Annotated in this window: 23 protein-coding genes; 12 read left to right on the plus strand and 11 right to left on the minus strand. The window is 70.9% G+C overall.

Annotation, left to right across the window (positions count from 1 at the left end; translation table 11 throughout):
- Nucleotides 1–169: 169 nt before the first annotated feature.
- The 3 genes from AB0I98_RS39080 (at nt 170) to AB0I98_RS39090 (ending at nt 5,420) form a co-directional block, all read left to right on the plus strand.
- Nucleotides 170–2,911, plus strand: coding sequence for a SpoIIE family protein phosphatase (locus tag AB0I98_RS39080; RefSeq protein ID WP_362950191.1), 2,742 nt, complete (start codon nt 170–172; stop codon nt 2,909–2,911).
- 196 nt (nt 2,912–3,107) lie between these two features.
- Entirely contained in the window at nt 3,108–3,872 is a 765-nt protein-coding gene (locus AB0I98_RS39085) for a chitosanase (protein ID WP_362950258.1), read from the plus strand.
- A gap of 183 nt (nt 3,873–4,055) precedes the next feature.
- Complete coding sequence (locus AB0I98_RS39090) at nt 4,056–5,420, plus strand: FAD-dependent oxidoreductase (RefSeq protein ID WP_362950192.1); 1,365 nt, start codon at nt 4,056–4,058, stop codon at nt 5,418–5,420.
- A gap of 59 nt (nt 5,421–5,479) precedes the next feature.
- On the opposite strand, the gene AB0I98_RS39095 is transcribed toward AB0I98_RS39090, so the two are convergent.
- Entirely contained in the window at nt 5,480–6,058 is a 579-nt protein-coding gene (locus AB0I98_RS39095; RefSeq protein ID WP_362950195.1) for a DM13 domain-containing protein, read from the minus strand.
- A 437-nt stretch (nt 6,059–6,495) separates the two neighbouring features.
- Between AB0I98_RS39095 and AB0I98_RS39100 the strand changes: the two genes are divergently transcribed.
- Nucleotides 6,496–7,602 (plus strand): hypothetical protein, encoded by a 1,107-nt coding sequence (locus AB0I98_RS39100; RefSeq protein ID WP_362950197.1) that lies wholly within the window; start codon nt 6,496–6,498, stop codon nt 7,600–7,602.
- Nucleotides 7,603–7,614: 12 nt separating this feature from the next.
- On the opposite strand, the gene AB0I98_RS39105 is transcribed toward AB0I98_RS39100, so the two are convergent.
- Nucleotides 7,615–8,646 carry a hypothetical protein gene (locus AB0I98_RS39105; protein ID WP_362950200.1) on the minus strand — a complete coding sequence of 344 codons (1,032 nt, stop codon included), beginning with the start codon at nt 8,644–8,646 and terminating at the stop codon, nt 7,615–7,617.
- Nucleotides 8,647–8,851: 205 nt separating this feature from the next.
- Between AB0I98_RS39105 and AB0I98_RS39110 the strand changes: the two genes are divergently transcribed.
- The 3 genes from AB0I98_RS39110 (at nt 8,852) to tgmB (ending at nt 10,511) form a co-directional block, all read left to right on the plus strand.
- On the plus strand, nt 8,852–9,148 hold the full coding sequence (locus AB0I98_RS39110; protein ID WP_362950202.1) for a YkvA family protein: 297 nt from the start codon (nt 8,852–8,854) through the stop codon (nt 9,146–9,148).
- A 177-nt stretch (nt 9,149–9,325) separates the two neighbouring features.
- On the plus strand, nt 9,326–9,517 hold the full coding sequence (gene tgmA / locus AB0I98_RS39115; RefSeq protein ID WP_362950204.1) for a putative ATP-grasp-modified RiPP: 192 nt from the start codon (nt 9,326–9,328) through the stop codon (nt 9,515–9,517).
- A gap of 16 nt (nt 9,518–9,533) precedes the next feature.
- Nucleotides 9,534–10,511: an ATP-grasp ribosomal peptide maturase gene (gene tgmB, locus AB0I98_RS39120; protein WP_362950206.1), complete on the plus strand. Its 978-nt coding sequence runs from the start codon at nt 9,534–9,536 to the stop codon at nt 10,509–10,511.
- Between the two features lie 23 nt (nt 10,512–10,534).
- Here tgmB and AB0I98_RS39125 read toward each other — a convergent pair whose 3' ends face one another.
- Both AB0I98_RS39125 and AB0I98_RS39130 read right to left on the minus strand, forming a co-directional pair.
- Nucleotides 10,535–10,753, minus strand: a complete 219-nt coding sequence (locus tag AB0I98_RS39125; protein WP_362950208.1) for a hypothetical protein — start codon at nt 10,751–10,753, stop codon at nt 10,535–10,537.
- A 101-nt stretch (nt 10,754–10,854) separates the two neighbouring features.
- Nucleotides 10,855–11,325, minus strand: a complete 471-nt coding sequence (locus AB0I98_RS39130; protein ID WP_362950210.1) for a hypothetical protein — start codon at nt 11,323–11,325, stop codon at nt 10,855–10,857.
- A gap of 177 nt (nt 11,326–11,502) precedes the next feature.
- On the opposite strand from AB0I98_RS39130, the gene AB0I98_RS39135 reads away from it, so the two are divergent.
- Both AB0I98_RS39135 and AB0I98_RS39140 read left to right on the plus strand, forming a co-directional pair.
- A complete protein-coding gene (locus AB0I98_RS39135) occupies nt 11,503–12,468 on the plus strand; it encodes a helix-turn-helix domain-containing protein (protein WP_362950212.1) in 966 nt (321 codons plus the stop codon).
- Between the two features lie 207 nt (nt 12,469–12,675).
- Nucleotides 12,676–13,032, plus strand: coding sequence for a hypothetical protein (locus tag AB0I98_RS39140; RefSeq protein WP_362950214.1), 357 nt, complete (start codon nt 12,676–12,678; stop codon nt 13,030–13,032).
- 12 nt (nt 13,033–13,044) lie between these two features.
- Here AB0I98_RS39140 and AB0I98_RS39145 read toward each other — a convergent pair whose 3' ends face one another.
- Both AB0I98_RS39145 and AB0I98_RS39150 read right to left on the minus strand, forming a co-directional pair.
- Complete coding sequence (locus tag AB0I98_RS39145) at nt 13,045–14,814, minus strand: ABC transporter ATP-binding protein (RefSeq protein ID WP_362950216.1); 1,770 nt, start codon at nt 14,812–14,814, stop codon at nt 13,045–13,047.
- Nucleotides 14,815–14,937: 123 nt separating this feature from the next.
- Nucleotides 14,938–15,396 carry a hypothetical protein gene (locus AB0I98_RS39150; RefSeq protein ID WP_362950260.1) on the minus strand — a complete coding sequence of 153 codons (459 nt, stop codon included), beginning with the start codon at nt 15,394–15,396 and terminating at the stop codon, nt 14,938–14,940.
- Between the two features lie 280 nt (nt 15,397–15,676).
- On the opposite strand from AB0I98_RS39150, the gene AB0I98_RS39155 reads away from it, so the two are divergent.
- Together AB0I98_RS39155 and AB0I98_RS39160 are read left to right on the plus strand one after the other, a co-directional pair.
- Nucleotides 15,677–15,904, plus strand: a complete 228-nt coding sequence (locus tag AB0I98_RS39155) for a DUF397 domain-containing protein (protein WP_362950218.1) — start codon at nt 15,677–15,679, stop codon at nt 15,902–15,904.
- 95 nt (nt 15,905–15,999) lie between these two features.
- On the plus strand, nt 16,000–16,920 hold the full coding sequence (locus AB0I98_RS39160; protein ID WP_362950220.1) for a helix-turn-helix transcriptional regulator: 921 nt from the start codon (nt 16,000–16,002) through the stop codon (nt 16,918–16,920).
- 53 nt (nt 16,921–16,973) lie between these two features.
- Here the strand turns inward: AB0I98_RS39160 and AB0I98_RS39165 are convergent, their stop codons facing one another.
- Nucleotides 16,974–17,792: an SAM-dependent methyltransferase gene (locus AB0I98_RS39165; RefSeq protein WP_362950222.1), complete on the minus strand. Its 819-nt coding sequence runs from the start codon at nt 17,790–17,792 to the stop codon at nt 16,974–16,976.
- Nucleotides 17,793–17,951: 159 nt separating this feature from the next.
- Nucleotides 17,952–18,809, minus strand: coding sequence for an aldo/keto reductase (locus tag AB0I98_RS39170; RefSeq protein ID WP_362950224.1), 858 nt, complete (start codon nt 18,807–18,809; stop codon nt 17,952–17,954).
- Between the two features lie 211 nt (nt 18,810–19,020).
- Here AB0I98_RS39170 and AB0I98_RS39175 point away from each other — a divergent pair, with 211 nt between their 5' ends.
- Entirely contained in the window at nt 19,021–19,893 is an 873-nt protein-coding gene (locus tag AB0I98_RS39175) for a Gfo/Idh/MocA family oxidoreductase (protein WP_362950226.1), read from the plus strand.
- A gap of 288 nt (nt 19,894–20,181) precedes the next feature.
- Here the strand turns inward: AB0I98_RS39175 and AB0I98_RS39180 are convergent, their stop codons facing one another.
- From AB0I98_RS39180 to AB0I98_RS39190, 3 genes are all read right to left on the minus strand, one after another.
- Complete coding sequence (locus AB0I98_RS39180) at nt 20,182–20,631, minus strand: hypothetical protein (RefSeq protein WP_362950228.1); 450 nt, start codon at nt 20,629–20,631, stop codon at nt 20,182–20,184.
- Between the two features lie 155 nt (nt 20,632–20,786).
- Complete coding sequence (locus AB0I98_RS39185; protein WP_362950230.1) at nt 20,787–21,824, minus strand: helix-turn-helix domain-containing protein; 1,038 nt, start codon at nt 21,822–21,824, stop codon at nt 20,787–20,789.
- A gap of 876 nt (nt 21,825–22,700) precedes the next feature.
- A complete protein-coding gene (locus AB0I98_RS39190; protein WP_362950232.1) occupies nt 22,701–23,597 on the minus strand; it encodes a GNAT family N-acetyltransferase in 897 nt (298 codons plus the stop codon).
- Nucleotides 23,598–23,746 lie beyond the last annotated feature (149 nt).

Here is a 23,746-nt window from a genome sequence, read left to right on the forward strand (position 1 = left end):
TTGATCAGGTTCTGTGCGTCGGCGCCGTAGACCGCGGATTCCTTCAAGGCCTTCCAGGTGCTCTCTCACAGCCTGCGCGTGAGACGTCGGGTGGTCTGCCGCTGACCTGGCCCTTTATTTGGGTCCTGGCTGGGGCCTTTCCCGAATGGTCGGTCTATAGACTCGGCACATGGTCCGGCATGGGGGTCGATCCGAGGTGGGGACGACCCGTCGCCCCAGTGGTCCGCGCGCCCAGCGCGTACCCGGCCATGCCCGTGGGGCGCACCAGCGCCGCAGGCCGGTCGCGGCGCTGCGGTCGGCGCTGAGCGGGCGCAGCGTCGCCGGGCAGGTGTTCGTGCTGCAGGTCGTCATCGTGCTGCTGCTGGTCGTGGCCGCCGTGGTGGCGCTGGTGCTGCAGGTGCGGCACGACAGCACGATCGAGGCCCGCAACCGCTCGGTCGCCGTCGCCGAGGCGTTCGCGAACGCGCCGGGCACCCGCGAGGCGCTGGCCGAACCCGATCCCACGGAGGTGCTGCAGCCGCGGGCCGAGGCGGCCCGTGAGGCGACCGGGGTCGACTTCATCGTCGTCATGAACACCGACGGGACCCGCTACACCCATCCCTTCCCCGACCGCATCGGCAAGAAGTTCGTCGGCACCCTCCAGCCCGCGCTGGCCGGGGGCGTCGTGACCGAGGAGATCCACGGCACGATCGGTCCCCTGGTCCAGGCCGTGGTGCCGATCAAGGCCGATGACGGGAAGGTCGTCGGGCTGGTGTCGGCGGGCATCACGACGGAGAACGTGGGCGGGACCGCGAACGAGCAACTGCCGGTCCTGCTGGCCGCCGGGGCCGCGGGGCTCGTCCTCGCCATGGCGGGTACGGCGCTGGTCAGCAGACGGCTGCTGCGGCAGACCCACGGTCTGGGCCCGAACGAGATGACCCGGATGTACGAGCATCACGACGCGGTGCTGCACGCCGTCCGCGAGGGCGTGATGATCGTCGGCGACGGGGGGCGGCTGCTGCTCGCCAACGACGAGGCGCACCGGCTCCTCGACCTGCCCGAGGACGCCACGGGGCGGCAGGTGCGCGACCTCGGCCTCGCCCCTGACACCGCCGACCTGCTGGACTCCGGCCGGATCGCCACCGACGAGGTGCACCGGGTCGGGGACCGGCTGCTCGCGGTCAACCAGCGGCCCACCGACCTCCAGGGGGCGCCGGCCGGCAGCGTGGCCACACTCCGCGACTCGACCGAGCTGCGGGCCCTGTCCGGCCGGGCCGAGACGGCACGCGAACGGCTCAACATGCTGTACGACGCCGGGGTGGAGATCGGCACCAGCCTGGATGTGGCCCGTACCGCCGAGGAACTGGCGGAGCTGGCCGTACCGCGGTTCGCGGACTTCACCACCGTGGACCTGTTCGAGGCGGTGCTGAGCGGCGGGCAGCCGGACCTGGGCGCCGATGTGCGCCGTACGGCGGTCAGCGGGATCCGCAAGGACGCGCCGCTCTACCCGCTGGGCCAGCAGATCCGGCTCGTGGCCTCGTCGCCCCAGGCCCGTGCCGTGCGCTCCGGCCAGGCGGTCCTCGAACCGCACCTGAGCGAGGCGCCGGGCTGGCGGGCCCAGGACCTGGAGCGGTCCGCGCAGGTCGTGGAGTACGGCATCCACTCGCTGATCGCGGTGCCGCTGCGCGCGGGCTCCCTGGTGCTGGGTGTGGTCAACTTCTGGCGTTCCGAGAAGCCGGAGCCCTTCGACGCGGACGAACTCGCCCTCGCCGAGGAGCTGGTGGCGCGGGCGGCCGTGTCCATCGACAACGCCCGCCGCTATACGCGCGAGCACAGCATGGCGGTGACGCTGCAGCGCAGTCTGCTGCCGCGCAACCTGCCCGAGCAGAACGCCCTGGAGATCGCCTACCGGTATCTGCCCGCCCAGGCGGGCGTGGGCGGGGACTGGTTCGACGTGCTGCCGCTGTCCGGCGCCCGGGTCGCCCTCGTCGTGGGCGATGTCGTCGGCCATGGGTTGCATGCCGCGGCCACCATGGGACGGCTGCGCACGGCCGTGCACAACTTCTCCGCGCTCGATCTGCCGCCCGACGAACTCCTGTCCCTGCTGGACGAGTTGGTGGGCCGCATCGACCAGGACGAGACGGTGGAGGGCGGCAGCGCTCCGGTCACCGGGGCGACCTGCCTGTACGCGATCTACGACCCGGTCTCCCGTACCTGCACCGTCGCCCGCGCCGGGCACCCGCCACCGGCTCTCATCCACCCGGACGGCAGCGTCGAGTTCGCCGACGTCCCCGCCGGTCCCCCGCTCGGCCTCGGTGGTCTGCCGTTCGAGACGGTCGATCTCGAGCTGGCCGAGGGCAGCCGGCTCGTGCTGTACACGGACGGGCTGGTCGAGGACCGGGAGCGGGACATCGACGTCGGTCTGGAGCTGCTGCGGGCCGCGCTGGAGCAGGCCGACGACTCGCCCGAGGACACCTGCCGGGTGGTCCTCGACTCCCGGCTCACGGCCCGGTCGAGCGACGACATCGCCCTCATCGTCGCGCGCACCCGGGCGCTGGACGCCGACCGGGTCGCCGAGTGGCAGGTGCCGTCCGACCCGGCGGCCGTCGCGGACGTACGGGCCGAGGTCACGCGCCGGTTGGCGCGCTGGGGGCTGGACGAGCTGACGTTCGCCACGGAGCTGATCCTGAGCGAGCTGGTGACCAACGCGATCCGGTACGGCGGCGACCCCATCCACGTCAGGATGCTGCGCGACCGCACCCTGATCTGCGAGGTCTTCGACAGCAGCAGCACCTCTCCGCATCTGCGGTATGCCGCGATGACGGACGAGGGCGGGCGGGGCCTGTTCCTCGTCGCGCAGCTCGCGGAGCGCTGGGGCACGCGCTACACGCCCGACGGCAAGGTCATCTGGGCGGAACAGCCGCTGCCGTGACTCCTGGCGGGCGGCGCTGACGCCCGACCGCTTGTTCATCCCTACGAAGTTGTGACGCGACGGGTGTCCAACGCCTCCAAGCTCTGATAGGAAACCTTCCTATCAGTGCCACGTACCTCCAATCCCCCACCCCCCACCATCACTTGGAGCACCCGTGAGGCACCCCACTCGCCGTACCCTGCTCGCCGTGATCGGCATGTCGGCCACCGCGATCCCCCTGCTCAACGCCCCGCACGCCGGCGCCGTCCGCGCGCCCGGACTCGACGACCCGGCGAAGAAGGAGATCGCCATGAAGCTCGTGTCGAGCGCGGAGAACTCCTCGCTCGACTGGAAGGCGCAGTACCAGTACATCGAGGACATCGGCGACGGCCGCGGCTACACCGCCGGGATCGTCGGCTTCTGCTCCGGCACCGGCGACATGCTCGACCTGGTGGAGCTGTACGCCGACCGCAAGCCCAGCAACGTGCTCGCCCGGTATTTGCCCGCCCTCCGCGAGGTCAACGGCTCCGACTCGCACGAGGGCCTCGACCCGCACTACCCCCGGGACTGGCGCCGGGCCGCACAGGACCGCGCCTTCCAGCAGGCGCAGAACGACGAGCGCGACCGGGTGTACTTCAACCCGGCCGTACGGCAGGGGAAGGCGGACGGGCTGCGGGTGCTCGGTCAGTTCGCGTACTACGACGCCCTTGTCATGCACGGCAACGGCTCCGACAGCGCCAGTTTCGGCAGCATCCGCAGGCGGGCGCTGCAGAGTGCACGGCCGCCGGCGCAGGGCGGCGACGAGGTGACGTACCTGGACGCCTTCCTCGACGCCCGGGTGTGGGCGATGAAGCAGGAGGAGGCGCACAGCGACACCAGCCGGGTCGACACGGCCCAGCGGGTCTTCCTGCGCGAGGGCAACCTGGACCTCGACCCGCCGCTGGACTGGAAGGTCTACGGGGACAGTTACCACATCGACTGAGCCCGCCGGCACGGCTGCCGCACCGCACCTGGTGCGGCAGCCCACTGGGGGCGCCGCGAGGCGCGCACCCCCCATAACGTAGCCTTATGAGCTCATAGACCGGACCCGCGTACCGACTTAGGGTTACCTTAGTTTAGGCTTCCCGTTCGAGATCGTCTGTCGCCGCTCGAAGGGAACCTGATCATGCCCCGCCCCCTGCGGGTAGCCATCGTCGGAGCCGGCCCCGCCGGTATCTACGCCGCCGACGCGTTGCTCAAGTCCGACGTGGCCGCCGAACCCGGTGTGTCCATCGACCTCTTCGAGCGCATGCCGGCCCCGTTCGGGCTGATCCGGTACGGCGTCGCCCCCGACCACCCCAGGATCAAGGGCATCATCACCGCCCTCCACCAGGTGCTGGACAAGCCGCAGATCCGTCTGTTCGGCAACGTGGACTACCCGACCGACATCAGCCTGGACGACCTGCGCGCCTTCTACGACGCGGTGATCTTCTCCACCGGCGCCACGGCCGACCGCGAGATGTCGATCCCCGGCATCGAGCTCGACGGCTCGTACGGCGCCGCGGACTTCGTCTCCTGGTACGACGGCCACCCGGACGTGCCGCGCACCTGGCCGCTGACGGCCAGGAAGGTCGCCGTCCTCGGCGTCGGCAACGTGGCGCTCGACGTGGCGCGCATCCTGGCCAAGACCGCGGACGAGCTGCTGCCCACGGAGATACCGCCGAACGTCTACGACGGCCTGAAGGCCAACGAGGCCGTGGAGATCCATGTGTTCGGCCGCCGTGGCCCGGCGCAGGCGAAGTTCTCCCCGATGGAGCTGCGCGAGCTGGACCACTCCCCCACCATCGAGGTCATCGTCGACCCCGAGGACATCGACTACGACGAGGGCTCGATCGAGACCCGGCGCGGCAACAAGCAGGCCGACATGGTCGCCAAGACCCTGGAGAACTGGGCCATCCGCGACGTCGGCGACCGGCCGCACAAGCTGTTCCTGCACTTCTTCGAGTCGCCGTCGGAGATCCTCGGCGAGGACGGCAAGGTCGTCGGCCTGCGCACCGAGCGCACCGCCCTCGACGGCACCGGCAACGTCAAGGGCACCGGCGAGTTCAAGGACTGGGATGTCACGGCGGTCTATCGCGCCGTCGGCTATCTCTCCGACAAGCTCCCCAAGCTGCCCTGGGACCTCGATTCGGGCACGGTCCCGGACGAGGGCGGCCGGGTCATCCAGGAGAGCGGCGAGCACCTGCAGTCGACGTATGTCACCGGCTGGATCCGGCGCGGTCCCGTGGGTCTGATCGGCCACACCAAGGGCGACGCCAACGAGACGGTGTCCAACCTGCTGGCCGACCACGCGAACGGCCGTCTGCACACGCCGACTTCGCCCGAGCCGGACGCCGTGGACGCGTTCCTCGCCGAGCGGAACGTCCGGTTCACCACCTGGGACGGCTGGTACAGGCTGGACGCCGCAGAGAAGGCGCTGGGCGAGCCGCAGGGCCGCGAGCGGGTGAAGCTCGTCGAGCGTGAGGACATGCTGAAGGCCAGCGGCGCGTAAGAGAGCGACCGATCGAGGGGTCCGGGAGCGGTGCTCCCGGACCCCTTACGTGCACCGCGTCAGGCGGGCCTGAATTCGGCGGCACCGAAGGAGACGTCGAACCGGTCGCACCAGATGCTGACGCTGCTGTACTTGGCGGGGTCGACCTCCTTGGGCAGGGCGTAGTTCTGGCTGCCCTTGTTGCCCTTGAGCTTGCCGAGGCTGACGTACTCCCCGTCGTCGAAGACGTGCCATCCGGCGACGCCCTCCTTCACCGGCGCGTCGGTCAGCCACACGCGGAGGTCCGGGCCGTTGCTGGTCTCGAGGCTTTCCAGCCGCACGACATGGGAGCCGTCGGCCAGCCGTACGAGCTTCACCGTGCCCGAGGTGGCGTGCTCGTGGCTGATCAACTCGCCCCTGGCCAGCGTCTGCGGCTCCTGCGCGACGGGAGACGGAACTGCCTCGGCCGACGCGGAAGAAGACGGGGACGGGGACGGGGACGAAGACGGGGCAACCTCGGGGAGCGCCTCCACCACCGTCTCGTCCTGCCAGAGCTTCCAGGGCTGGAACCAGTACAGCCCCGCACCGACTCCGGCGAATGCCACCACCAGCGCCCCGATGACCCATGGCTTCATCAGCACCTTGCGCACGCGCCCCATCCCGCCCCACTTCCTGAGAACTGTCTGTCGCCCCCATTTCATCGGACCGGAGCGTCCTCGCACATGGCCGGGGTGGTGACGGAAGTCTTACGTCGATGTCCGCGCCGGCCAGTGGGCGGTCAATGCGGCGCTCAAGGCACGACCTTGGTGACCACGCAGTGCAAGCCCGTCATGATCCGCTCCGTCACCGGCCGGGGCGGCGAACAGGACCCGCCCCAATGCGGATGGTGGGCAAGTCCTGTTCGCCGGGAGTCATTGTCATGGCCGGGCCGGGTCCGGGCCACGAGTGAAGGGCCGCTCGCCGAAGTGCGACGATCACACCCCGTGTGCGTGCCGCGCCTCCCGTGTGCCCACACGGGCGGGACCCCGCGTGTTCCGGCTGGACCTGCGGCGACGATACTGGCAGTTGTACGGTCACCTCGCATACAGATGGACTCATGACGACCACCCCCGCCGTCCACTCCACGATTCCGTCCACCGTGTGGCTCGCCCGTGGCCGCTACGCCGGCCCCGACGCGGACGCCGTCGTCCGGCTCACGCTCCGGCGTCGCAAGCAGAACGGGGTCCTGGACGACCACCTCGAGGTCACCGAGGACGCCCCCGAGGGAATCTTCGAGGCCCGATGGCAGGTCGCCGACAGCGTGACCGTACGGGCCCGGCTGACGTTCGCCCCTCAGTCCGAGGACGGACGGGATTGGGTCCTGGTCGCGGAGGCGGAGCGGCCGTGGGACCCCGACTGGCCCTCCCCCGTCACCATGTTCTGGCCCGAGGCACCGGATTCCGCCTGGGACCACGAGCCGGTCACGGGACTGCGCTTCCGGGACGCCAACCGCCTGCCCGCGGACGACAAGGCCCTGCGGCGCGTCCTGCGGGACTCCGTGCGCGGCAGCTGGGGCATCCACTTCGTCGTCCACGAGGCCATGACCCCCGACGAGCGCGGACAGCTGCCGCTCGCCCGGCTGCTGCCGCCGAGCCTGCGGCACTGCGTGGTCGAGCACCGCGCCGCACCGCACCAACTGCGCGCGGTGAACTGGGCGCTGCGCGAGTTCGGCGTGGAGGTGCCGCGCGGCGGCGCCGTGGTGCTGTCCAGGGCGTCGGCCCGCGACGGGGACGACGCCGAGGACCTGGCCGTCCGCAGCGTCTTCCTGGACGGGTCGGAGCCGACGGAACTGATCGGCATCCTGACGCGGTACGCCGCCTCTGCCCGGCCGCTGCCCGACGGCGCCGAAGCGGCCATCAGCACGTTCCGGGAGGACTGGCGGCTGCTGACGGTCGAAGAGGACCTCGTGCGCCAGCGCAAGTTGGTGGCCATGTACGCCGAAGCACTCGACGCCATGACGAAGTCCCGGGATCTGTACCGGGAGGCAGCCGAGCGCGCCAACGAGGCGCTGGCCGCGTACCGGGAGTCCTCCGGCGCCGCACTCCAGGAACCGGTCGCGCCCGACGGGCACGCCAACTCCCCGCTCCAGCAGCTGACGCGCACGTTCGGACGCCTCAAGGGCACCGCCAGAGCGCGGCGGCGTGAGGAGGACGACGCCGGCTGAGCGGGGCCGGCGTCAGTCGCCCGTGCGGTGCGCCTGCGCCGTACGGGGCGCGTCGGCCGTGCGCTGCGCCTCCGCCATGAGTCGTGCCACGGAGTCCGCGCCGGGTGACTGTGCCGCCAGGTTCACCAGCAGGGCGATCAGCGCGGCCAGTGCCGCGCATACGGCGGTCAGGCCGGTGGCCCAGCTCGGTGCGAGGGTGAGGTCCAGTGCCCGGGACAGGTCGGGCGAGTCCAGCCAGGCCTCGAAGACCTGGGTCGCGGCCAGCGCCGCCGGGACCACGACGGCCGCCGCCAGCAGGGGCAGCGCGGCCCGCACGGTCAGCAGCAGGGCCAGGACCAGGCACAGGGCCGATACGCCGAGCGCGAAGCCGTACACCTGCGGCGAGGCGCCGTCGCGTTGCGGCGGGAACCAGAGCAGGCCGCAGACGGCGAGGGCCGCGACGGAGAGCCGGCTCGGCCAGCGGGGAGCCCCGTTGACCGAGGGCGGGCGACCGGGGGGCGGCGGAGGGACGGCGCCCGGGGTCGGTTCGCCGTCGGGTCCCTGCCCGAACGGCGGCCAGTCGGGTGACTCGTCGACGCTCTCCGCGCTGCGCGCGACGGCCAGCCGCCCGATCAGCTCCACGAGTTCCTCGACGGGCCGCCCGGTCGCGACCGCCCGTATCGCCTCCTGCCCGCAGTGGGGTTCCAGGGGCGCCCGGTGCATCAGGTCCATCAGCCGGGTCACCTCCTCCACTGGGCGGGCCCCCGCCGCGGCGCGGATCGCCTCGTCCGCGCAGCCGGGGTCGCGGGGCGGCCGGGTCAGCAGGATGACGAGCCGCGTGACGTCCTCCACGGACCGGGTCACTCCCACCGCGCGCAGCGCGTCCACCGTGGCCTGCGCGTACTGCGGTGACTGCTCCAACAGCGTGATGAGGTGGGCGACCTCTTCCAGGGGCCGGTCGGCGACGGCGGCCTGCACGAGGCCGCCGAGCGGGTCGCCGTACCGCGCCCCTGTGGCGGGTATCACAGGTCCGTTCGAATCCGGCGATGCGGGACTGGTCGTCATGGTCGGCTCCCTGGGAAGAGTGCGGTTGCTCTCGCGCCCCCGACGCGCGACACGCGACGTATCGCTGACCATTCCAGGCGCACGCGCGGCACCCTGCCACTCAGGTGGGCCACAGGTATGACTGTCCTGCCCCCGGCAGGCGATACAAGCACCGCAAACGGGCAATCCGCATAGAGGAAGCCCGGCGCGGGCGCGAGGAGGTTCCGTGGATTCGACCACTGAATGGATCGTCGTGGCGGCGGTCCTGGCGGCGGCCCTGCTGACCGTGGCCGTCGCACTGCTGGTGCGGCTGGTCCGGGCCCGGCGCGCGCTGCGCCGGGCGGGACTGCCGACCGGGCCACGCTGGGTGTTCTGGGGTGCCCTGCTCTACTTCGTGCTGCCCACCGACCTGGTTCCGGACCCGGTGTACCTCGACGACATCGGCGTACTGCTCCTCGCCCTGCGCTCCCTGCGCGCGCCCCTCGGCGCTTCGCGCGCCGACCGCCGGAATGGTCCCGCCTGAACCCGAGGACGTCTTTTCGCGTCTCAAGAACGGGAACTGACTGTGACTACGCAGCGTAAGGAAACCATTCACTCGTTCGATTCGTATAAGTCTCTGGAAAACGAAGGAAGTCGGCGGACCATGCCTTGCCGCCAGCCGACCGCAGCTGATCGGCACAGCACCGACGAGGGAGAGACGATGCAACCGTTCACGCTCAACTACGCACGTCCGGCAGCAGAGTTGGAAGTCACCACTCCGTACATCTATGACTCCGGACTGCAGTTGAACGTGCTCATGGACGGGCGGATAGCCGCCCGTGACTTCGCTCTGCTGAGGGAACTGGGGACCACGACGTCGACCGCGGGCTCGAAGACTCACTTCGACGACTGAACACGGACCGGCGACGATGACCGTCCTGATCCTCACTTCTGAAGCGGATGTGACGGCCGACCTGGTGGTGGTGCACCTCAACGTGTCCGGGGTACCGGTGATCCGGCTCGACCCGGCCGACCTGACCGGCGATGTCGGGCTGTCCGGGGAGTATGTGCACGGCGGGTTCCGCGGCCATCTGTCGGCCGGGGGGCGGCTGGTGAGCATCGAGGGGGTGCGCTCGATCTGGGTACGCAGGCCGGGGGCCGCGGCCACGCGCGCCCCCGCGCCGTCCTCCTGGCTGACGGAGGAGGCCTCACAGGCTCTGTACGGCATGCTCCGCGGTTCGGACGCGCGCTGGATGAACCATCCCGACGCGGCCCGCCGCGCCCGCCACAAGCCGTGGCAGCTCCGGCTGGCCCAGCGGTGCGGCCTGCCCGTGCCGGCCACCCTGATCACGACGTTCCCGCAGGCCGCCCGCGAGTTCTCCGAGCGCTACCCCGATCTGGTCGTCAAGCCGGTCTCCGGGGCGCACCCGCAGGACCCGCCGCGGGCGGTGCCGACCAGCAGGGTGGCGCCCGGCACGGACTTCGCCGCCGTCGCGTTCGGTCCCACGCTGCTGCAACGGCGTATCGACAAGCGGGCCGACATCCGCCTCACGGCCGTCGGCGACCGGATGCTCGCCGCCCGCAAGGCCGCGGACACCGACCCCGCCCAGGTGGACGTCCGCTTCGCCCCCTCCGACTCCCCGTGGCGGCCCGCCGAGGTGCCGCCGCGTGTCGCCGCCGCCGTGCGCCTCTATCTCCGTGAGGCGGAACTGGCCTACGGCGCCTTCGACTTCGCCGAGGACTCCGACGGCACCTGGTGGTTCCTGGAGTGCAACCAGTCGGGCCAGTTCGGCTTCGTCGAGGTGGACACCGGTCAGCCGATCGCCCGCAGCATCGCGGAGTGGCTGGCGCAACCGGGTCCGGAACGGCGCTCGCAGGTCAACGGCACGAACAGGGCGGTTTCTTGACAGATGGCCGGACGGGCGGGGGGTCAGTGCGGTCGGGGGGCGGGCGGCAGGGCCGAGCGCTGCCACCCCGCGCCCGGATGCGACGGGCGTTGCTCAAGGCCGGGCGCATGCCCGTGGGACTGTAGCGGCCGCATGGCGAACTCCAGTTCCCTGCTGACGCGTTCGGCCTCCCTGCGGGCCTGGGAGGGTACGTCGCCGCGCTCGGCGACCAGCCGGTCGTAGATGGGGGAATCCTGGAACACCCGTCAACGTGCCTTTCAGTCATGGCCCATGCGCATGGGCACGACTGTCGAGTGTAGGCGCAGCGGCACACGGGGGCGTGAATTCCCCCGGAGGCTTGACGTCAGGCGCCGGTTGTGGAACCGGGCCGGACGATCATGAGGACGGTGACCGTGGCCCACAGCAGATTGAAGATGCCGGTGAACATGGCGAGTTGGGCCGTGTGCGCGCGCTCCACGGGCCGGCTCGCGCCGAGTTCGCCGAGAAGCTCGTCCTGGCGGGGCAGTACGAAGGCGACCAGAACGCCGGCCGCCGCGGCGGTCAGGGCGATGGAGGTGATCAGCCAGCCGTCGCCCAGCACCCCCATCGCGGCAGCCGTGGCGAACCCCAGCAGCGGCACCGCCAGCCCGATCCCGGAGTACACACGGCAGATGCGGTGCAGCATCCGGACGGTGCTCACCGCCGCGGGATCGGGCCCTTCGCCGTCGGCGTGCGCGCGCCGGGCCGCCGGCGGGAACATGCTGGCGGCGACGGTGACGGGGCCGACGGCGACGATCGCGGCGAGGACGTGCAGGGACAACAGGATCTTGGTCATCGAGGAGCGTCCAGGGTCGAAGGGCCTCGGGCCCGGTCCACGTTATGGATCTTCGGGGCGACCGCACAGGGGCTGGAATGACAGCTTTCAACGGATTCTCGCCAAGCCGTGTACCAGGCCTTTCCCTTGAGCACGCCGGTGAATTGGGGTGGCGGGAATCCGTCTATCGTGGCCTTCATGCACAGTGTGGCGATCCTGGTCCTTGACGAGGTGGTGCCGTTCGACATGGCGACACCCCTGCAGGTGTTCGGGCTGACGCAGCTGCCCGACGGCCGCCATCCCTACCGGGTCCGGCTCTGCGCCGAGTCCCCGGAGGTGCGCACCCACGGTTTCGCGCTGAAGGTCGACGTGGGGCTGGAGGCGCTGGCGGAGGCCGACACTGTCATCGTGCCGGGCTGCGCCCAGGGCGCGCCTCCCCCGTCCGACCGGGTGGTCGCGGCGCTGCGGCAGGCGGCGCAGGCCGGCACCCGGATCGCGTCCGTGTGCGTCGGCGCGTTCGTGCTGGCGGAGACCGGGCTGCTGCACGGGCAGCGCGCCACCACCCACTGGGTGGCCGCCGATGTGCTGGCCCAGCGCTTCCCGGACATCAAGGTGGAGCCGGACGTGCTGTACGTCGACAACGGCCAGATCCTCACCTCGGCCGGCGCCGCCGCCGGACTCGACATGTGCCTGCACATGATCCGCCAGGACCTGGGGTCGGCCGTCGCCGCGGACGCCGCCCGGCTGTCCGTCATGCCACTGGAACGGGAGGGCGGCCAGGCCCAGTTCATCGTGCACGAACACCCGCCCGTGCCGCGCGGCTCGACGCTGGAGCCGCTGCTGGAGTGGATCGAGGACCACCTCGCCCACGAGATCACCCTGTCCGCGCTCGCGGCGCGCTCCGGGATGAGCGAGCGCACCTTCAGCCGTCGTTTCCGCGAGCAGACGGGCAGCACGCCCTTGCAGTGGGTGCTCCGGGCGCGGGTGCGGCGGGCCCAGTATCTGCTGGAGAACAGCGACCATCCGGTCGAACGGGTCGCGCAGCTGGCGGGGTTCGGCTCGGCGACCGCGTTCCGGGAACGGTTCCGCCGGGTGGTCGGCACCAGTCCGCAGACATATCGGGCGGCCTTCCACGGAAAGGCCGGGGCGACGAAGCGCTCCTGACGCCCTCCCGCTCTCGGACGCCCATCTTCCGCTGCCCAGCTCGCACTTGACGCATTGCTGACGATTGCCGCTCGAATCCGACCAACGTCATGCCAGACACCCGGTCACGGACGATCCGCCCGAAAACACCCGCTTCCCCGCGCCACCGCGGGCAGTTGAGCAGGAGGCATCCAGAGGCATCCCCCTCAGTAGGAACGGTCTTCGCCCATGCACGCCTCCCATCGCCTGCTCTGCGGGCTGTACGTCCTCACCAGCGCCGGACTCGCCTGGACGGCGGTCCTCGAACTCCTCTGCGGTCTCGTGTGGGCGGCGCTGCTGTTCACGGCCGCCAGTCTCGTCCCGGTCATCGCCGTCGTACGGGAAACGGTCCTGCACGACGAGCGCCGCACCGTCGCCGCGCTGCGCGCCCAGGCCGCCGCCGCGCGGGGGCGGGGCGACGGGGCCGCCGACGAGATCGTCCGCTCGGAGCTGTACGCCGCCTGCTGCGAGCGCTGGTGGACGAGTTGCGGCACCGACCACGACGCGTCCTGCCCGCACCGGATCCCACGGAGCAGCGCCGCCTGACCGGGCTCGGCGTCAGGCGACCTGCCCGCTGTGCAGGGCGCTGTACTCACCGCCCCGGCGCAGCAGTTCCTCGTGCGTCCCGATCTCCCGGATCCGGCCGTCCCGCATCACAACGATCCGGTCCGCGCCCCGCACTGTGGACAGCCGGTGCGCCACCACGAACGTGGTGCGCCCGCGCAGCAGCCGGGCGAGCGCCTGCTGGACCAGCGCCTCCGACCGGGTGTCCAGCGCCGAGGTGGCCTCGTCGAGGACGAGTACCTTGGGGTCCCTGATCAGGGCCCGGGCGATGGCGAGGCGCTGCCGCTGCCCGCCGGACAGCCGGGCGCCGCGCTCGCCGATCACCGTCTCGAGCCCCTGCGGCAGCCGGTCGACGAACTCCAGCGCGTTGGCGTCGCGCAGCGCCGCCCGCACCGTCTCCTCGTCGGCTTCGTCCATGCCGTAGGCGACGTTCTCCCGGACCGTGCCGTCGAACAGGATCGACTCCTGCGGCACCACGGAGAGGAAGCGCCGGTAGGTGCGCAGGTCGAGGGTGTTCATGTCGGTGCCGTCGAGCAGCAGCCGGCCCGAGGTCGGCCGGATGAACCCGATGACGAGGTTGAGGACAGTGGACTTGCCCGCGCCGGACGCGCCGACGAGCGCGACGGTCTCACCCGGCGCGACGGAGAGCGAGAAGTCCCGTACGGCGGGCCGGTCGCCGTCCTCGTAGGCATGCGTGACGTGCTCGAAGGTGACGGACCCGCGCAGCGAGGTCAGTTCGGCCTTGCCCTCGTTGTCCTCGAGTTCGGGAGCCTGGAGCACCTCACCGACCGAGCGCACGGACTCGAGCCCCTTGGTGATGACCGGGGCGAGGCCTGCCAACGTTGTCGTGGAGTTGGTGAGCGTCGTCAGGAAGGCGCTGAGCATCACGACGTCGCCGGGGGTGACGCCCCAGACGTCGTAGTACGACACCAGCGCGGCGCCGGCGAGGACGAGCACGCCGACCACGTTCAACACCACCCAAGCCAGGGAGCCGAACCGGCCGTTGACGAGGTCGAGGCGCATGCCGGAGGTCAGCAGTCGGCTCAGCGTGCCGTCCATGCGGCGCAGCGCCTTGCCCTCCAGGCCATGGGCCCGGGTGACGGGGATGAGGCGGGTCATCTCGGTGACACGGGAGGACAGGGTCTCGACCTCGTGCCGGAAGTGCTCGTTGTGGGTGCGCAGCCGGGCCCTGAGCCGGGCCACGACGAGCGCCGCGGCAGGCACGACCACCAGGAAGACGGGGACGAACTCGGGTGTGCGGACGGCGATGATGACGAGGCCGCCGACGAGCACGGTGGTCGCCCCGAGGCCGTTCTCGGCGGTCTGCTGCACCATCTGCTCGACGGTCTCCACGTCGCGCACCACCTTGGCCTGGAGCACTCCGGCGCTGACCCGGGAGTGGTAGCCGATGGACAGCTGCTGCATCCGCGTGCACAGGGCCGAGCGCAGCGTGGTGCCCATGCGGCGGACGCTGCCGTACAGGAGCCGGACGTACAGCACGTGCAGGGGGTAGTTGACGGCCAGGATGAAGAGGATGATCCCGGTGCTGGTCCAGAGCCGGCTGATCGGCTGGTGCTGGACCACGGTGTCGATGAGGGACGCGGTGATCAGGGGCAGCAGCCAGACCGGGCTGTGCTTGACCGTGAAGACGCCGACCGCCGCCGCGAGATGGTGGCGGTCGGCGCGGAACAGGTAGGCGAGGGTGCGGATCGGGTGTTCGCCCCGGTAGCGATGGTCGAGCGGTCTCTCCAACGACGAAGCCATGGGCGGCTTTTCCTCCCCGGTGGCCGGTGACGGTGCGGCGGGCAAGGGGAGCAAGCGCTTTCTCCCCGGCGCTTCCTTCCCCGGCCGACCGGACGTACACCAGCCTGTGGAGGTCCGCTGCGATCAGGCCCCTATGGCCCGCGCCAGTTCCGTCGTGGCTTGGGCGATCTCGGCGTCCTCGTCGTTCATCAGCCGCCGCAGTTCGCCGCGACGGTCACGCACGGCCTGGCGTGCCTGGCGCTCCCACACGACGTGGTTCTCGCGGTGGTGAAGCAGTTTCGGGTAGACGGCCGCGGTGCTCTCCCACTGGCGGGCGTCGGCGATGCTCCTGAGCAGCTGGATGATCTGCGCGCGGCAGGTCACATGGGGAAGTTGGGCGAGTTCCCACAGGAAGGGCACGGTGGCTGCCGTCGCCTGCTCCACCACGAAGCCGTACTGACAGATGCGGGTGCGCAGGTCGTCGAGTGCGGAGCGGGCGGTGGCGGCGTCACCCCACGCGACGCTGTTGAGAAGCAGCGGGATGGCCGCTGCGGAGCCGGTGGAGTCCTTGATCTCGCACCACGGAATCCGCCCCAGCGCCATCAGGGGCGTGGTGCGTGCCACGCCCGTCGGCCGAACGTCGCGCTGTGCTGCCGCGCTCGACGTGTGGCGTGGTCGGTCCGCAGGTGATGACACGGCATCTCCCCGATGCGACGTCAGAACGGGGCGCCAGACGCAGTGTTGACGCCGCAGCTATTATCCACAGCGAACGCGCCCGCGTGCAATTGCACGGGAAATTGCGTGAGAAGCGGGCCCGAGCGGGTAGGACCGTCGCGATGCCCCATGTGCAGGGACATGGGTCGTGAACAGCGAGGAGACTGCGGTGTCAGTACACAACGGAGTGCGGGCCAGTTCGCTGGACGCCCGCTGGATCAAGAGCCGGCACAGCAACGCCGAGGGCAACTGCGTCGAGCTCGCCCCTCTGGTCGACGGAGGCGTCGCGCTGCGCAACTCCCGCGACCCCGACGGTCCCGCACTGGTCTACACGGCGGCCGAGTTGGCGGCTTTCCTGGCCGGGGCGAAGGACGGCGACTTCGACCATCTGCTGTAGCCGGACCGGTCAACTCCCTTGCTGCGACGGGCATGCCGCAGTTGTGTCCGGTGCGATAGGGTGAGTCACCCTCATGCCGGTCCGCGGGAGTCAGGATGTCAGCAGAGTCGCATCGCATCTCCCTGCTCGAACCCTATCTCGACCGGCCCGAGCCCGCGCCGACTCTGCTGAAAATGCTGGTCGGTGTGCAGCTGGCGGGCTTCCGTGAGGACGCCGGACTCGCCCAGGACCAGGCGGCACGCGCCCTGGGCTTCAGTCCCGCCAAGCTCTCCCGCATCGAGGCGGGCAAGGGCCGCCGTCCCCCGGCGGAGAGCGACGTCCGCGCGCTGCTGGAGCTGTACGGCACGGACGACTACGAGGCGTCGGTGCTGCTGAAGCTGCTGCACCGGGCCGGTGAGCCGGGCTGGTGGCAGCGCTACGACAAGCGTCTGATGCCCGAGTGGTTCGACCGGCTGGTGGGGCTGCAGGAAGCGGCGGCCGCGATCCGTACCTTCGAGATCCAGTACGTACCGGGTCTGCTGCAGACTCCGGAGTACACCCGGGCCGTGGTGCGGCGGGGTCTGCCGACCGCGCCCGCCGCCGAGGTTCGGCGCCGGGTCGAACTACGCACGCGGCGGACGGAGTTGTTGCTGCGGGCGGACGCTCCGCAACTGTGGGCGGTGATCGACGAATCGGTGCTGCTGCGGGTTCTGGGCAGCGTGGACGTCATGCGCGAGCAGCTGGCGCATCTGGTCGAGATGGCTCAGCGGTCGAATGTGACCGTGCAGATCGTGCCGCTGGACGTGACGAACGCGTCGGCGCCGGCCATACCGATCACGTATCTGCGCTTCGGCGGTGTCGATCTGCCCGACGTCGTCTATCTGGAGCACATCAGGAGCGCCAACTTCCTGGAGGACCAGGACGAGACGGAGGAGTACCGGCTCGCTCTGGACCGGCTGGCCGACGAGGCGCTCACGCCTCGCGCGTCGCTGGAGCGGCTGCGCGAGACGATGGAGCAGCGGTATCCCCAGGCCTGACAGCCAGGGACTGTCCAGGGCCTGTCCAGGACCTGTCCAGGACCTGCTCGACCTCAGGGGAGGCGGCCGACGCCGCCGAACTCGATCCACTCGTGGGTGAGCTGACGGGGCGCCACCTCGGTGTCGGGCCGCCAGGTGGACACCTCCACGAGGCCCGGTTCGAGGATCTCCAGTCCTTCGAAGAGTGCGGCGACGTCCTTCTCCTGCCGCACCCGCCCCCAGTGGCCCTGGGTGGCCTTGTCCATGAAGTCCGTGACGAAGGCGCGCACTTCGGGGTCCTCGCTGACCAGCTGGCACATGACCATGAAGCTGCCGGGCACCAGCCGTGCGGCCACGCGGCGGGCCAGGGCGAGGGGGCCGTCCGTGTCACTGTCCGGGATGCAGTGCATCACCGAGTTGAAGAGCACGGCGACCGGCTGGGAGAAGTCGATCAGGCGCCGGGTGTCGGGGTGCGCGAAGATCGCGTCGGTCTCGCGCATGTCCGCGTGGATGACGGCGGTGCGCTCGTCCTGCTCCAGCAGTGCCCGGCCGTGGACCAGCACCATGGGGTCGTTGTCGACGTAGACCACGTGGGAGTCGGGGTGCACGCGCTGGGCGACCTGGTGCACATTGTCCTGCGTGGGCAGGCCGGATCCATGGTCGAGGAACTGGCGGATTCCGTAGTCCTCGGCGAGCGTCCGGACGACGCGCTGGAGAAAACGGCGGTTGTTGACGGCGAGCCGGCGGGTGCTGGGCACGACCTTGTCGAGTTCCGCGCAGGCCGCGCGGTCGGCGGCGTAGTTGTCCTTGCCGCCCAGGTAGTGGTCGTACATCCGGGCGGCGGTCGGCACATCGGCGTCGATCGACGTGGACAGCTGCTTGTCGGTGTGCATCGTTCCCCCGGCCTCGTTGCCGCGCCAACTGGACTGGCCTGACTGGGGATACATCCTAGGGACCCGGCGACCCGCGCGACCAGCCCACCGGCGAACCGGCCCTCCTGATGAAGGACTTGGCGAACGCCACGGTGACCGGGTCCGGTAGCGGCGTTCGGCTCAGGCTGCGTCCAGCTCGGCGATCTCCTCGGGGGTGAGCTCCAGATTCGCCGCCTCGCAGGAGTCACAGATCGTCTCCGGCCGGCTTGCGCCCGGGATCGGTACGACGACCGGCGACTTGGCGAGCATCCAGGCCAGGCAGACCCGCTGCGGGCTAACGCCGTGGGCCCCGGCGATGCGGGCGAACGGCGCGTGGACGGAACCGAGTTCACCGGAACGGGCGATGCCGCCGAGCGGGCTCCAGGGCAGAAACGCGATGCCGAGCTCGTCGCACAGGCGCAGCTCCGGCTCGCTGGAGCGGAAGGCCGGGGAGAACTGGTTCTGCACGGAGACCAGGCGTCCGCCGAGGATCTCGTTCGCCTGCTTGATCTGGTCCGGGTCGGCGTTGGAGATCCCCGCCATGCGGATCTTGCCGTCGTCCAGCAGATCGCGCACCGCGCCGACGGACTCGGCGTAGGGCACGCGCGGGTCGGGGCGGTGGAACTGGTAGAGGCCGATGGCGTCCACACCGAGCCGGCGCAGGGACGCCTCGCAGGCCGCCTTGATGTGCTCGGGGCTGCCGTCCAGGGTCCAGCTGCCGTCGCCGGGGCGCAGATGGCCGCCCTTGGTGGCGACCAGGACGTCCGCTCCCCGGTCGTGGGAGGCGAGGGCCTTGGCGATCAGCGTCTCGTTGTGGCCGACCTCGTCGGCGTGCAGGTGGTAGGCGTCCGCCGTGTCGATCAGCGTCACGCCGGCGTCGAGCGCGGCGTGGATGGTCGCGAGAGACCGGGCCTCGTCCGGTCGCCCCTCGATCGACATGGGCATACCGCCCAGGCCGATCGCGCTGACGTCGACGTCACCGATGCGGCGAGTGTGCATGTGGTCGTGACCTTTCGGCTGTCGTGGCGGATCACCCCTTAGCCTTACGGGCCCGCCGCCAGCAGTCCAATAGAAGAAAGAGAACGCATTCAGCACCCGAGCCACTCAATCCGCGCTCGCGTGCGTCTTTGCGTCGACCGGGTTGCTCCCTGGCCGGGTCCATGTGCGAGGCTCGCCCGGCACCGGCTCGGCATCGCGGAAAGGCGACGGCATGCGCATAGGACTGCTCGGCACCGGCCCCTGGGCACAGATGGCTCACGCACCCGCCCTGAGCGACCACCCCGACCTGGACTTCGCCGGCGTGTGGGGCCGTCGTCCGGAGGCCGCCAAGGAACTGGCCGAACGGCACGGGACGCGGGCGTACGACGATGTCGACGCCCTGCTCGCCGATGTGGACGCCGTCGCGGTCGCCCTGCCTCCGGACGTCCAGGCGGGGCTCGCCGCGCGGGCCGCCCGGGCCGGATGTCATCTGCTGCTGGACAAGCCCCTCGCGCTGACGGTCGAGGAGGGGCGGACGGTCGTCGAGGCCGTGCGGGAGGCCGGTGTCGCCTCGGTGGTCTTCTTCACCACCCGGTTCCAGACCCGTACGGAGGCATGGATCACCGAACAGGCGGAGCGAGGGGGCTGGTTCACAGCACGGGCCCAGTGGCTGGGTTCGGTGTTCACCAGTGACAGCCCGTTCGCCACGCCGTGGCGTCGGGAGAAGGGCGCGCTGTGGGACGTCGGCCCGCACGCCCTGTCCGTCCTGCTGCCGGTGCTGGGCGATGTACGACGGGTGGCGGCCGTGGCGTCCGGTCCCGGGGACACCGCGCATCTCGTCCTCGAGCACGCCGGCGGCGCGTCGAGCACACTGACGCTGAGCCTCACGGCCCCGCCCGCGGCGGGCGGGGCCGAGGTCGAGCTGCGGGGCGAGGCCGGAGTGACGTTGCTGCCGGAGGGCGCGGAGGGGGCGGTGGCCGCGCTGACGCGGGCGGCCGACGCGCTGCGGACCGCCGCCCGTACGGGGCAGCCGCATGCGTGCGACGCCGGGTTTGCATTGCGGGTCACGGAGATTCTGGCGGCGGCCGAGGCGGAGTTGCGTTAGCTGTGCCATCTCATGACATTGGTGTCACGGCCGTGTCAGTTGGCTGCGGGATGGGCGACAGGAGTTTCCAGGAGGATCCGCATCAGGTCGTCGCGCTGATGATCGGCGGTGGGCCACGGGCACGGGAAGTTCGCGCACTCCGGCAGACGGCTGCACTGTCACGAACACGCCTCGGGCGTGCGAACCAGGGCGTCGCTGAGGACGACGTAGCGGTGGCCGCCCTCCTAGACGAACGCCCCGCGCGGGGCGGGGCGTTCGCGGGGCAAGGGCGCCGACGGTCGTGCGGGGTCAGCAGACGGGCAGCGGGTCCGTCTCGCTGGAGATCCAGGTGTCCTTCATCCATCCCCAGTTCCCGTTGTCGGCCTGGGTCCACTCCCACCGGTAGGGGTGTGGACCGCCGACGTAGCCGCCGTTGTCGGAGCGGCAGATGAACCAGGACGGGTTGGACCACATGTACCCGACGACGGTGGAGGTGCCGCTGGCGTAGACGGGGGCGCCGGAGATGTTGTTGCACCACCAGTGGGAGGCGCTGTACCAGCAGCCGGCCGCGACGGCGTCGGCGGAGGTGGCGGAGGTGGTGGTAGGCCCACTGGTCGTGGGAGGAGTACCGGTGGGGGCGACGGCCCGGCCGCCCTCCATGGAAGCCGGCGCGGCGGACGCGGCGCCGGGACCGGTCAGGGCGAGTGCGGCGACGGCGGTACAGGCTGCGGCTGCGCCTGCCATCTTGCGGATCAGCATGAGTTTCCCCGATTCATGTGCGGTCGGTGGTCACGGACCTGGTCCGGGTCTGAGGACTGCGGGGCGGGTGATGCCTCCCCCGCGACCGTCCCAGCCCTTCGCCGCTCCAGGTTGGGACAGCCGACGGCACCGGCGCCACACGTTGAAGCCCTGCCTTAAACGGAATCCGTCCAGTGGTTGTCGGGCGGTGTGTGGAACGCGCCGTTCAGGAGAGCGAGCCCCGCAGGGGTGGTCGTGTGCAGCATGTACTTGCCGCGGCGCATGCTCAGCAGCAGTCCGACCCGGCGCAGGACGGCGGTGTGCTGGCTCACGGCAGAACCCGAGATGCCGAACCGATCCGCGAGTTCGCCGGTGGTGCGGCCGGCCACGACGTCCTCCAGGATGGCGGCGCGGGTACGGCCCATCAGGTCGCCCAGGCTCACACCGGCGGAGGCGGCATCGGGCCCCTGGGCCCAACCGAGGATGTGCTGGATCGGGTAGACGAGGACCGGCGTCCGGCCGGGCGAGGGCGCGGCGAGCATGACCGGTCTTCGGACGCAGTAGAAGGACGGTTGCAGCAACAGTCCCCGCTCGTCGAGCCGCAGTTCGCGGTCGACCGGGTAGTCGACCTCCAGCACGGGCGGCCGCCATCGCATGACCGGCTCAAAACTCGCCAGCAGTCCCTCGGTGCCACCCGTGAGCACCGCCCTGGCACGCAGCGCGCCGTCGGCGGCCACCTGTGCGCAGATGGGCGGCCAGAACTCATCGAGCGCCCGCCGGTAGTAACCGTGCAGGGCGGCGCCCAGGTCGTGCAGCGCTTCGGGCTCCCCGCCCGCCAGGGCCCGCAGACCGGTCGCCGACGGCGGCGGCTTCGGCCTGGTGGGCGACGCGACGAGCCTGGACAAGTCGCCTCGCAGGGTGGTCTTCGGGGTGCGGAGCACGGTGTCGACGGCGCTCTCCAGGTCCGGGTAGCCGCCCAGGTCGGGCGTGAGGAAGTCCGGGGAGTAGCCGTGGGGCGGCAGGAGCGCGGTCAGCAGCGCAGCGCTGTCCCGGATCAGGCGCGGCCGGACCCGGCTGCGCCACTGGCCGAACACCAGCAGGCTGTCCCTGCCGATCAGGATCTGGAAACTGTTGGCGATCTCCCACAGGGGGTCGGGGGCGGCCGCGACACGCAGCCGCGCGATGTCCTCAGCAGTGAAGTGCACCCGCAACATAGCGGTCTCCGAACGAGGTAGTCACCGTGTGGGTATGCCACCGACAATGACCAGCGTGGCCTGCACGGGCAAGGCGGCATTCGGCCGCGTGCGCGGGGCCCGCCTGGCCCACGCGGCGTACCAGGGAACCAGGTGTCCTTGCCGAGCTTGCACGTAGTGTCCGCATCCTTGCCCGAGAAACTGCCTCCGGAACTCATGCACAAGTGCTGCCGCCAAACCTGAACGAAGCCAACCGGGACGCCCGCGTCGGCGAGTCAGCCGGTCAGCTGCTCGCAGGGTGTCCTTCTCCGCCGCGACGTACAGGGCGTACTCCTGGCCCTCGGTGCGGTCGAGGCCGAACCGACCGGGCATCTCCGCGACACGGACCTCCCGGGCGGTGTCGATCAGGTCGGGGAAGAGGCCCTCGCGGCGGGCCTTGGCGCATCTGCGTTCGCTATCCGACGCAGGAAGTCGCCATCAATGCTGCGGGCCACCCGGTGCGCCCCTCCCTCTTCGATTCTGGCCAGCGGGCCAGCGGGGCGAGGTGCCAGCCAGGCAGCAAGGGGAGTTCGTCGTTTCACGAGTCGCTCGCCGACTTCCTGAACTACTACAACCACGAGCGTTCCCACGCCGCGCTCGGAGGCCGACCGCCGATCAGCCGGACCGCCGGGAGCGACTAACGCGTGGTGTTCGACGAGCCGCCGGGGCCGGTCGAGGCCGGCCCACAGCAGCTCACATTCGACGACGCCGTGGAACCAACGTCATGAGACAGCACAGTTAGCGCTCCGCTGGGCCCGGTGCGTCAGCTGCGGGTCCGTTGTGGCTGGTCGCGCCCACGCGGCGGAGCCGCATAATTCAATGCAGCCCCGCGCCCCTTCGGGGCGCTCCAATCCGGGCCTACGTCTGGATCGTCCGGAAGTTGATCCGTTCCCGCACCACCGGATACCCGGCCTTGGCGAAGTGCGCCGCCATCGGGAAGTTGCCCTGGTCCGTTGCTGCGGAGATGAAGTCGGCGCCCTGTTCGGCGAGGAAGCGGGTGCACTCTACGAGCAGGTCGTAGGCGTAGCCGTGTCCGCGGTGTTCGGGCAGGACGCCGATGAAGCCGATGCAGGGGCCGGAGGGGTTGTGGGCCGGGATGTGGATGCCGACCGGATCGCCCGCGCGCGTGCGGGCGACCTGCCACCATTCCCGGGGTGAGGGGCACCAGTGGAAGAAGTCGAGTTCCTCCTGCGCCGCCTGGTCGATGCCGCCTGAGTCGATGGCGGCTCGGGCGTGGGCGTCGAGGGTGGCGGAGTGGATGCGGCGGAGGGCGTCGTAGAAGACCGCGTCGTCCGGCTCGGGCTCGAAGAGCAGGCGTCCGGGGCGCTCGGGCAGCCCGCACTCGGGGGTCCAGCGGTAGAGGAAGCGCTCCACCAACAGCTCGAACCCGGCGGCTCGTACGGCCGTGAAGCGGGCCTCGGCAGCCGCACGCAGCTGAGGCGTGTCGCGCCAGCCGCCGGGCAGGTTGAACTCCAGTTCCTCGACCTGCCAGGGCGCTGTGCGCAGGAGTTCGGCTCCGGCTTCTTCCTCGCCGTCGGCCACGTCGAACCAGTTGATGCTGAGGGGCTCGGTGTCGTCGGGGCCGCCCCACCAGGCCGCGCGGGCGACGACCCTGCCGTCGCGCAGCGCCACCCGCTTCCAGTCGGGGCGGTGGTGGGTGAGCCGGTGGGCCTCGCGGGCGCCCAGCGGGTCGGGGGCCGTGTCGAAAAGATGGGCGTCGCTCTCGTCGAGCGTACGGATGACCAGGTCGGTCACGGATTCCTCCGGGATATGTCCTGCGGGGAGCGCTCCCGGTCGGTCACACGAAGCACGCCGGGGCAACGGAAAGGGAGCGCGGGGCGGTGGTGGTGAACTGCACGGCGCTCGCCTCCTTCCGGCCAACTCGGGGCGTGGCGTCACACGGT

It is taken from the genome of Streptomyces sp. NPDC050211, from assembly GCF_040656035.1.
Classification (GTDB): Bacteria; Actinomycetota; Actinomycetes; order Streptomycetales; family Streptomycetaceae; genus Streptomyces.

Excerpts from the sequence above, each read along its gene's own strand:
- AB0I98_RS39080 (WP_362950191.1), top strand. The coding sequence starts at position 170 with ATGGTCCGGCATGGGGGTCGATCCGAGGTGGGGACGACCCGTCGCCCC.
- AB0I98_RS39085 (WP_362950258.1), top strand. The coding sequence starts at position 3,108 with ATGTCGGCCACCGCGATCCCCCTGCTCAACGCCCCGCACGCCGGCGCC.
- AB0I98_RS39090 (WP_362950192.1), top strand. The coding sequence starts at position 4,056 with ATGCCCCGCCCCCTGCGGGTAGCCATCGTCGGAGCCGGCCCCGCCGGT.
- AB0I98_RS39095 (WP_362950195.1), bottom strand. The coding sequence starts at position 6,058 with ATGGGGCGCGTGCGCAAGGTGCTGATGAAGCCATGGGTCATCGGGGCG.
- AB0I98_RS39100 (WP_362950197.1), top strand. The coding sequence starts at position 6,496 with ATGACGACCACCCCCGCCGTCCACTCCACGATTCCGTCCACCGTGTGG.
- AB0I98_RS39105 (WP_362950200.1), bottom strand. The coding sequence starts at position 8,646 with ATGACGACCAGTCCCGCATCGCCGGATTCGAACGGACCTGTGATACCC.
- tgmA (WP_362950204.1), top strand. The coding sequence starts at position 9,326 with ATGCAACCGTTCACGCTCAACTACGCACGTCCGGCAGCAGAGTTGGAA.
- tgmB (WP_362950206.1), top strand. The coding sequence starts at position 9,534 with ATGACCGTCCTGATCCTCACTTCTGAAGCGGATGTGACGGCCGACCTG.
- AB0I98_RS39130 (WP_362950210.1), bottom strand. The coding sequence starts at position 11,325 with ATGACCAAGATCCTGTTGTCCCTGCACGTCCTCGCCGCGATCGTCGCC.
- AB0I98_RS39135 (WP_362950212.1), top strand. The coding sequence starts at position 11,503 with ATGCACAGTGTGGCGATCCTGGTCCTTGACGAGGTGGTGCCGTTCGAC.
- AB0I98_RS39140 (WP_362950214.1), top strand. The coding sequence starts at position 12,676 with ATGCACGCCTCCCATCGCCTGCTCTGCGGGCTGTACGTCCTCACCAGC.
- AB0I98_RS39145 (WP_362950216.1), bottom strand. The coding sequence starts at position 14,814 with ATGGCTTCGTCGTTGGAGAGACCGCTCGACCATCGCTACCGGGGCGAA.
- AB0I98_RS39150 (WP_362950260.1), bottom strand. The coding sequence starts at position 15,396 with ATGGCGCTGGGGCGGATTCCGTGGTGCGAGATCAAGGACTCCACCGGC.
- AB0I98_RS39160 (WP_362950220.1), top strand. The coding sequence starts at position 16,000 with ATGTCAGCAGAGTCGCATCGCATCTCCCTGCTCGAACCCTATCTCGAC.
- AB0I98_RS39165 (WP_362950222.1), bottom strand. The coding sequence starts at position 17,792 with ATGCACACCGACAAGCAGCTGTCCACGTCGATCGACGCCGATGTGCCG.
- AB0I98_RS39170 (WP_362950224.1), bottom strand. The coding sequence starts at position 18,809 with ATGCACACTCGCCGCATCGGTGACGTCGACGTCAGCGCGATCGGCCTG.
- AB0I98_RS39175 (WP_362950226.1), top strand. The coding sequence starts at position 19,021 with ATGCGCATAGGACTGCTCGGCACCGGCCCCTGGGCACAGATGGCTCAC.
- AB0I98_RS39180 (WP_362950228.1), bottom strand. The coding sequence starts at position 20,631 with ATGCTGATCCGCAAGATGGCAGGCGCAGCCGCAGCCTGTACCGCCGTC.
- AB0I98_RS39185 (WP_362950230.1), bottom strand. The coding sequence starts at position 21,824 with ATGTTGCGGGTGCACTTCACTGCTGAGGACATCGCGCGGCTGCGTGTC.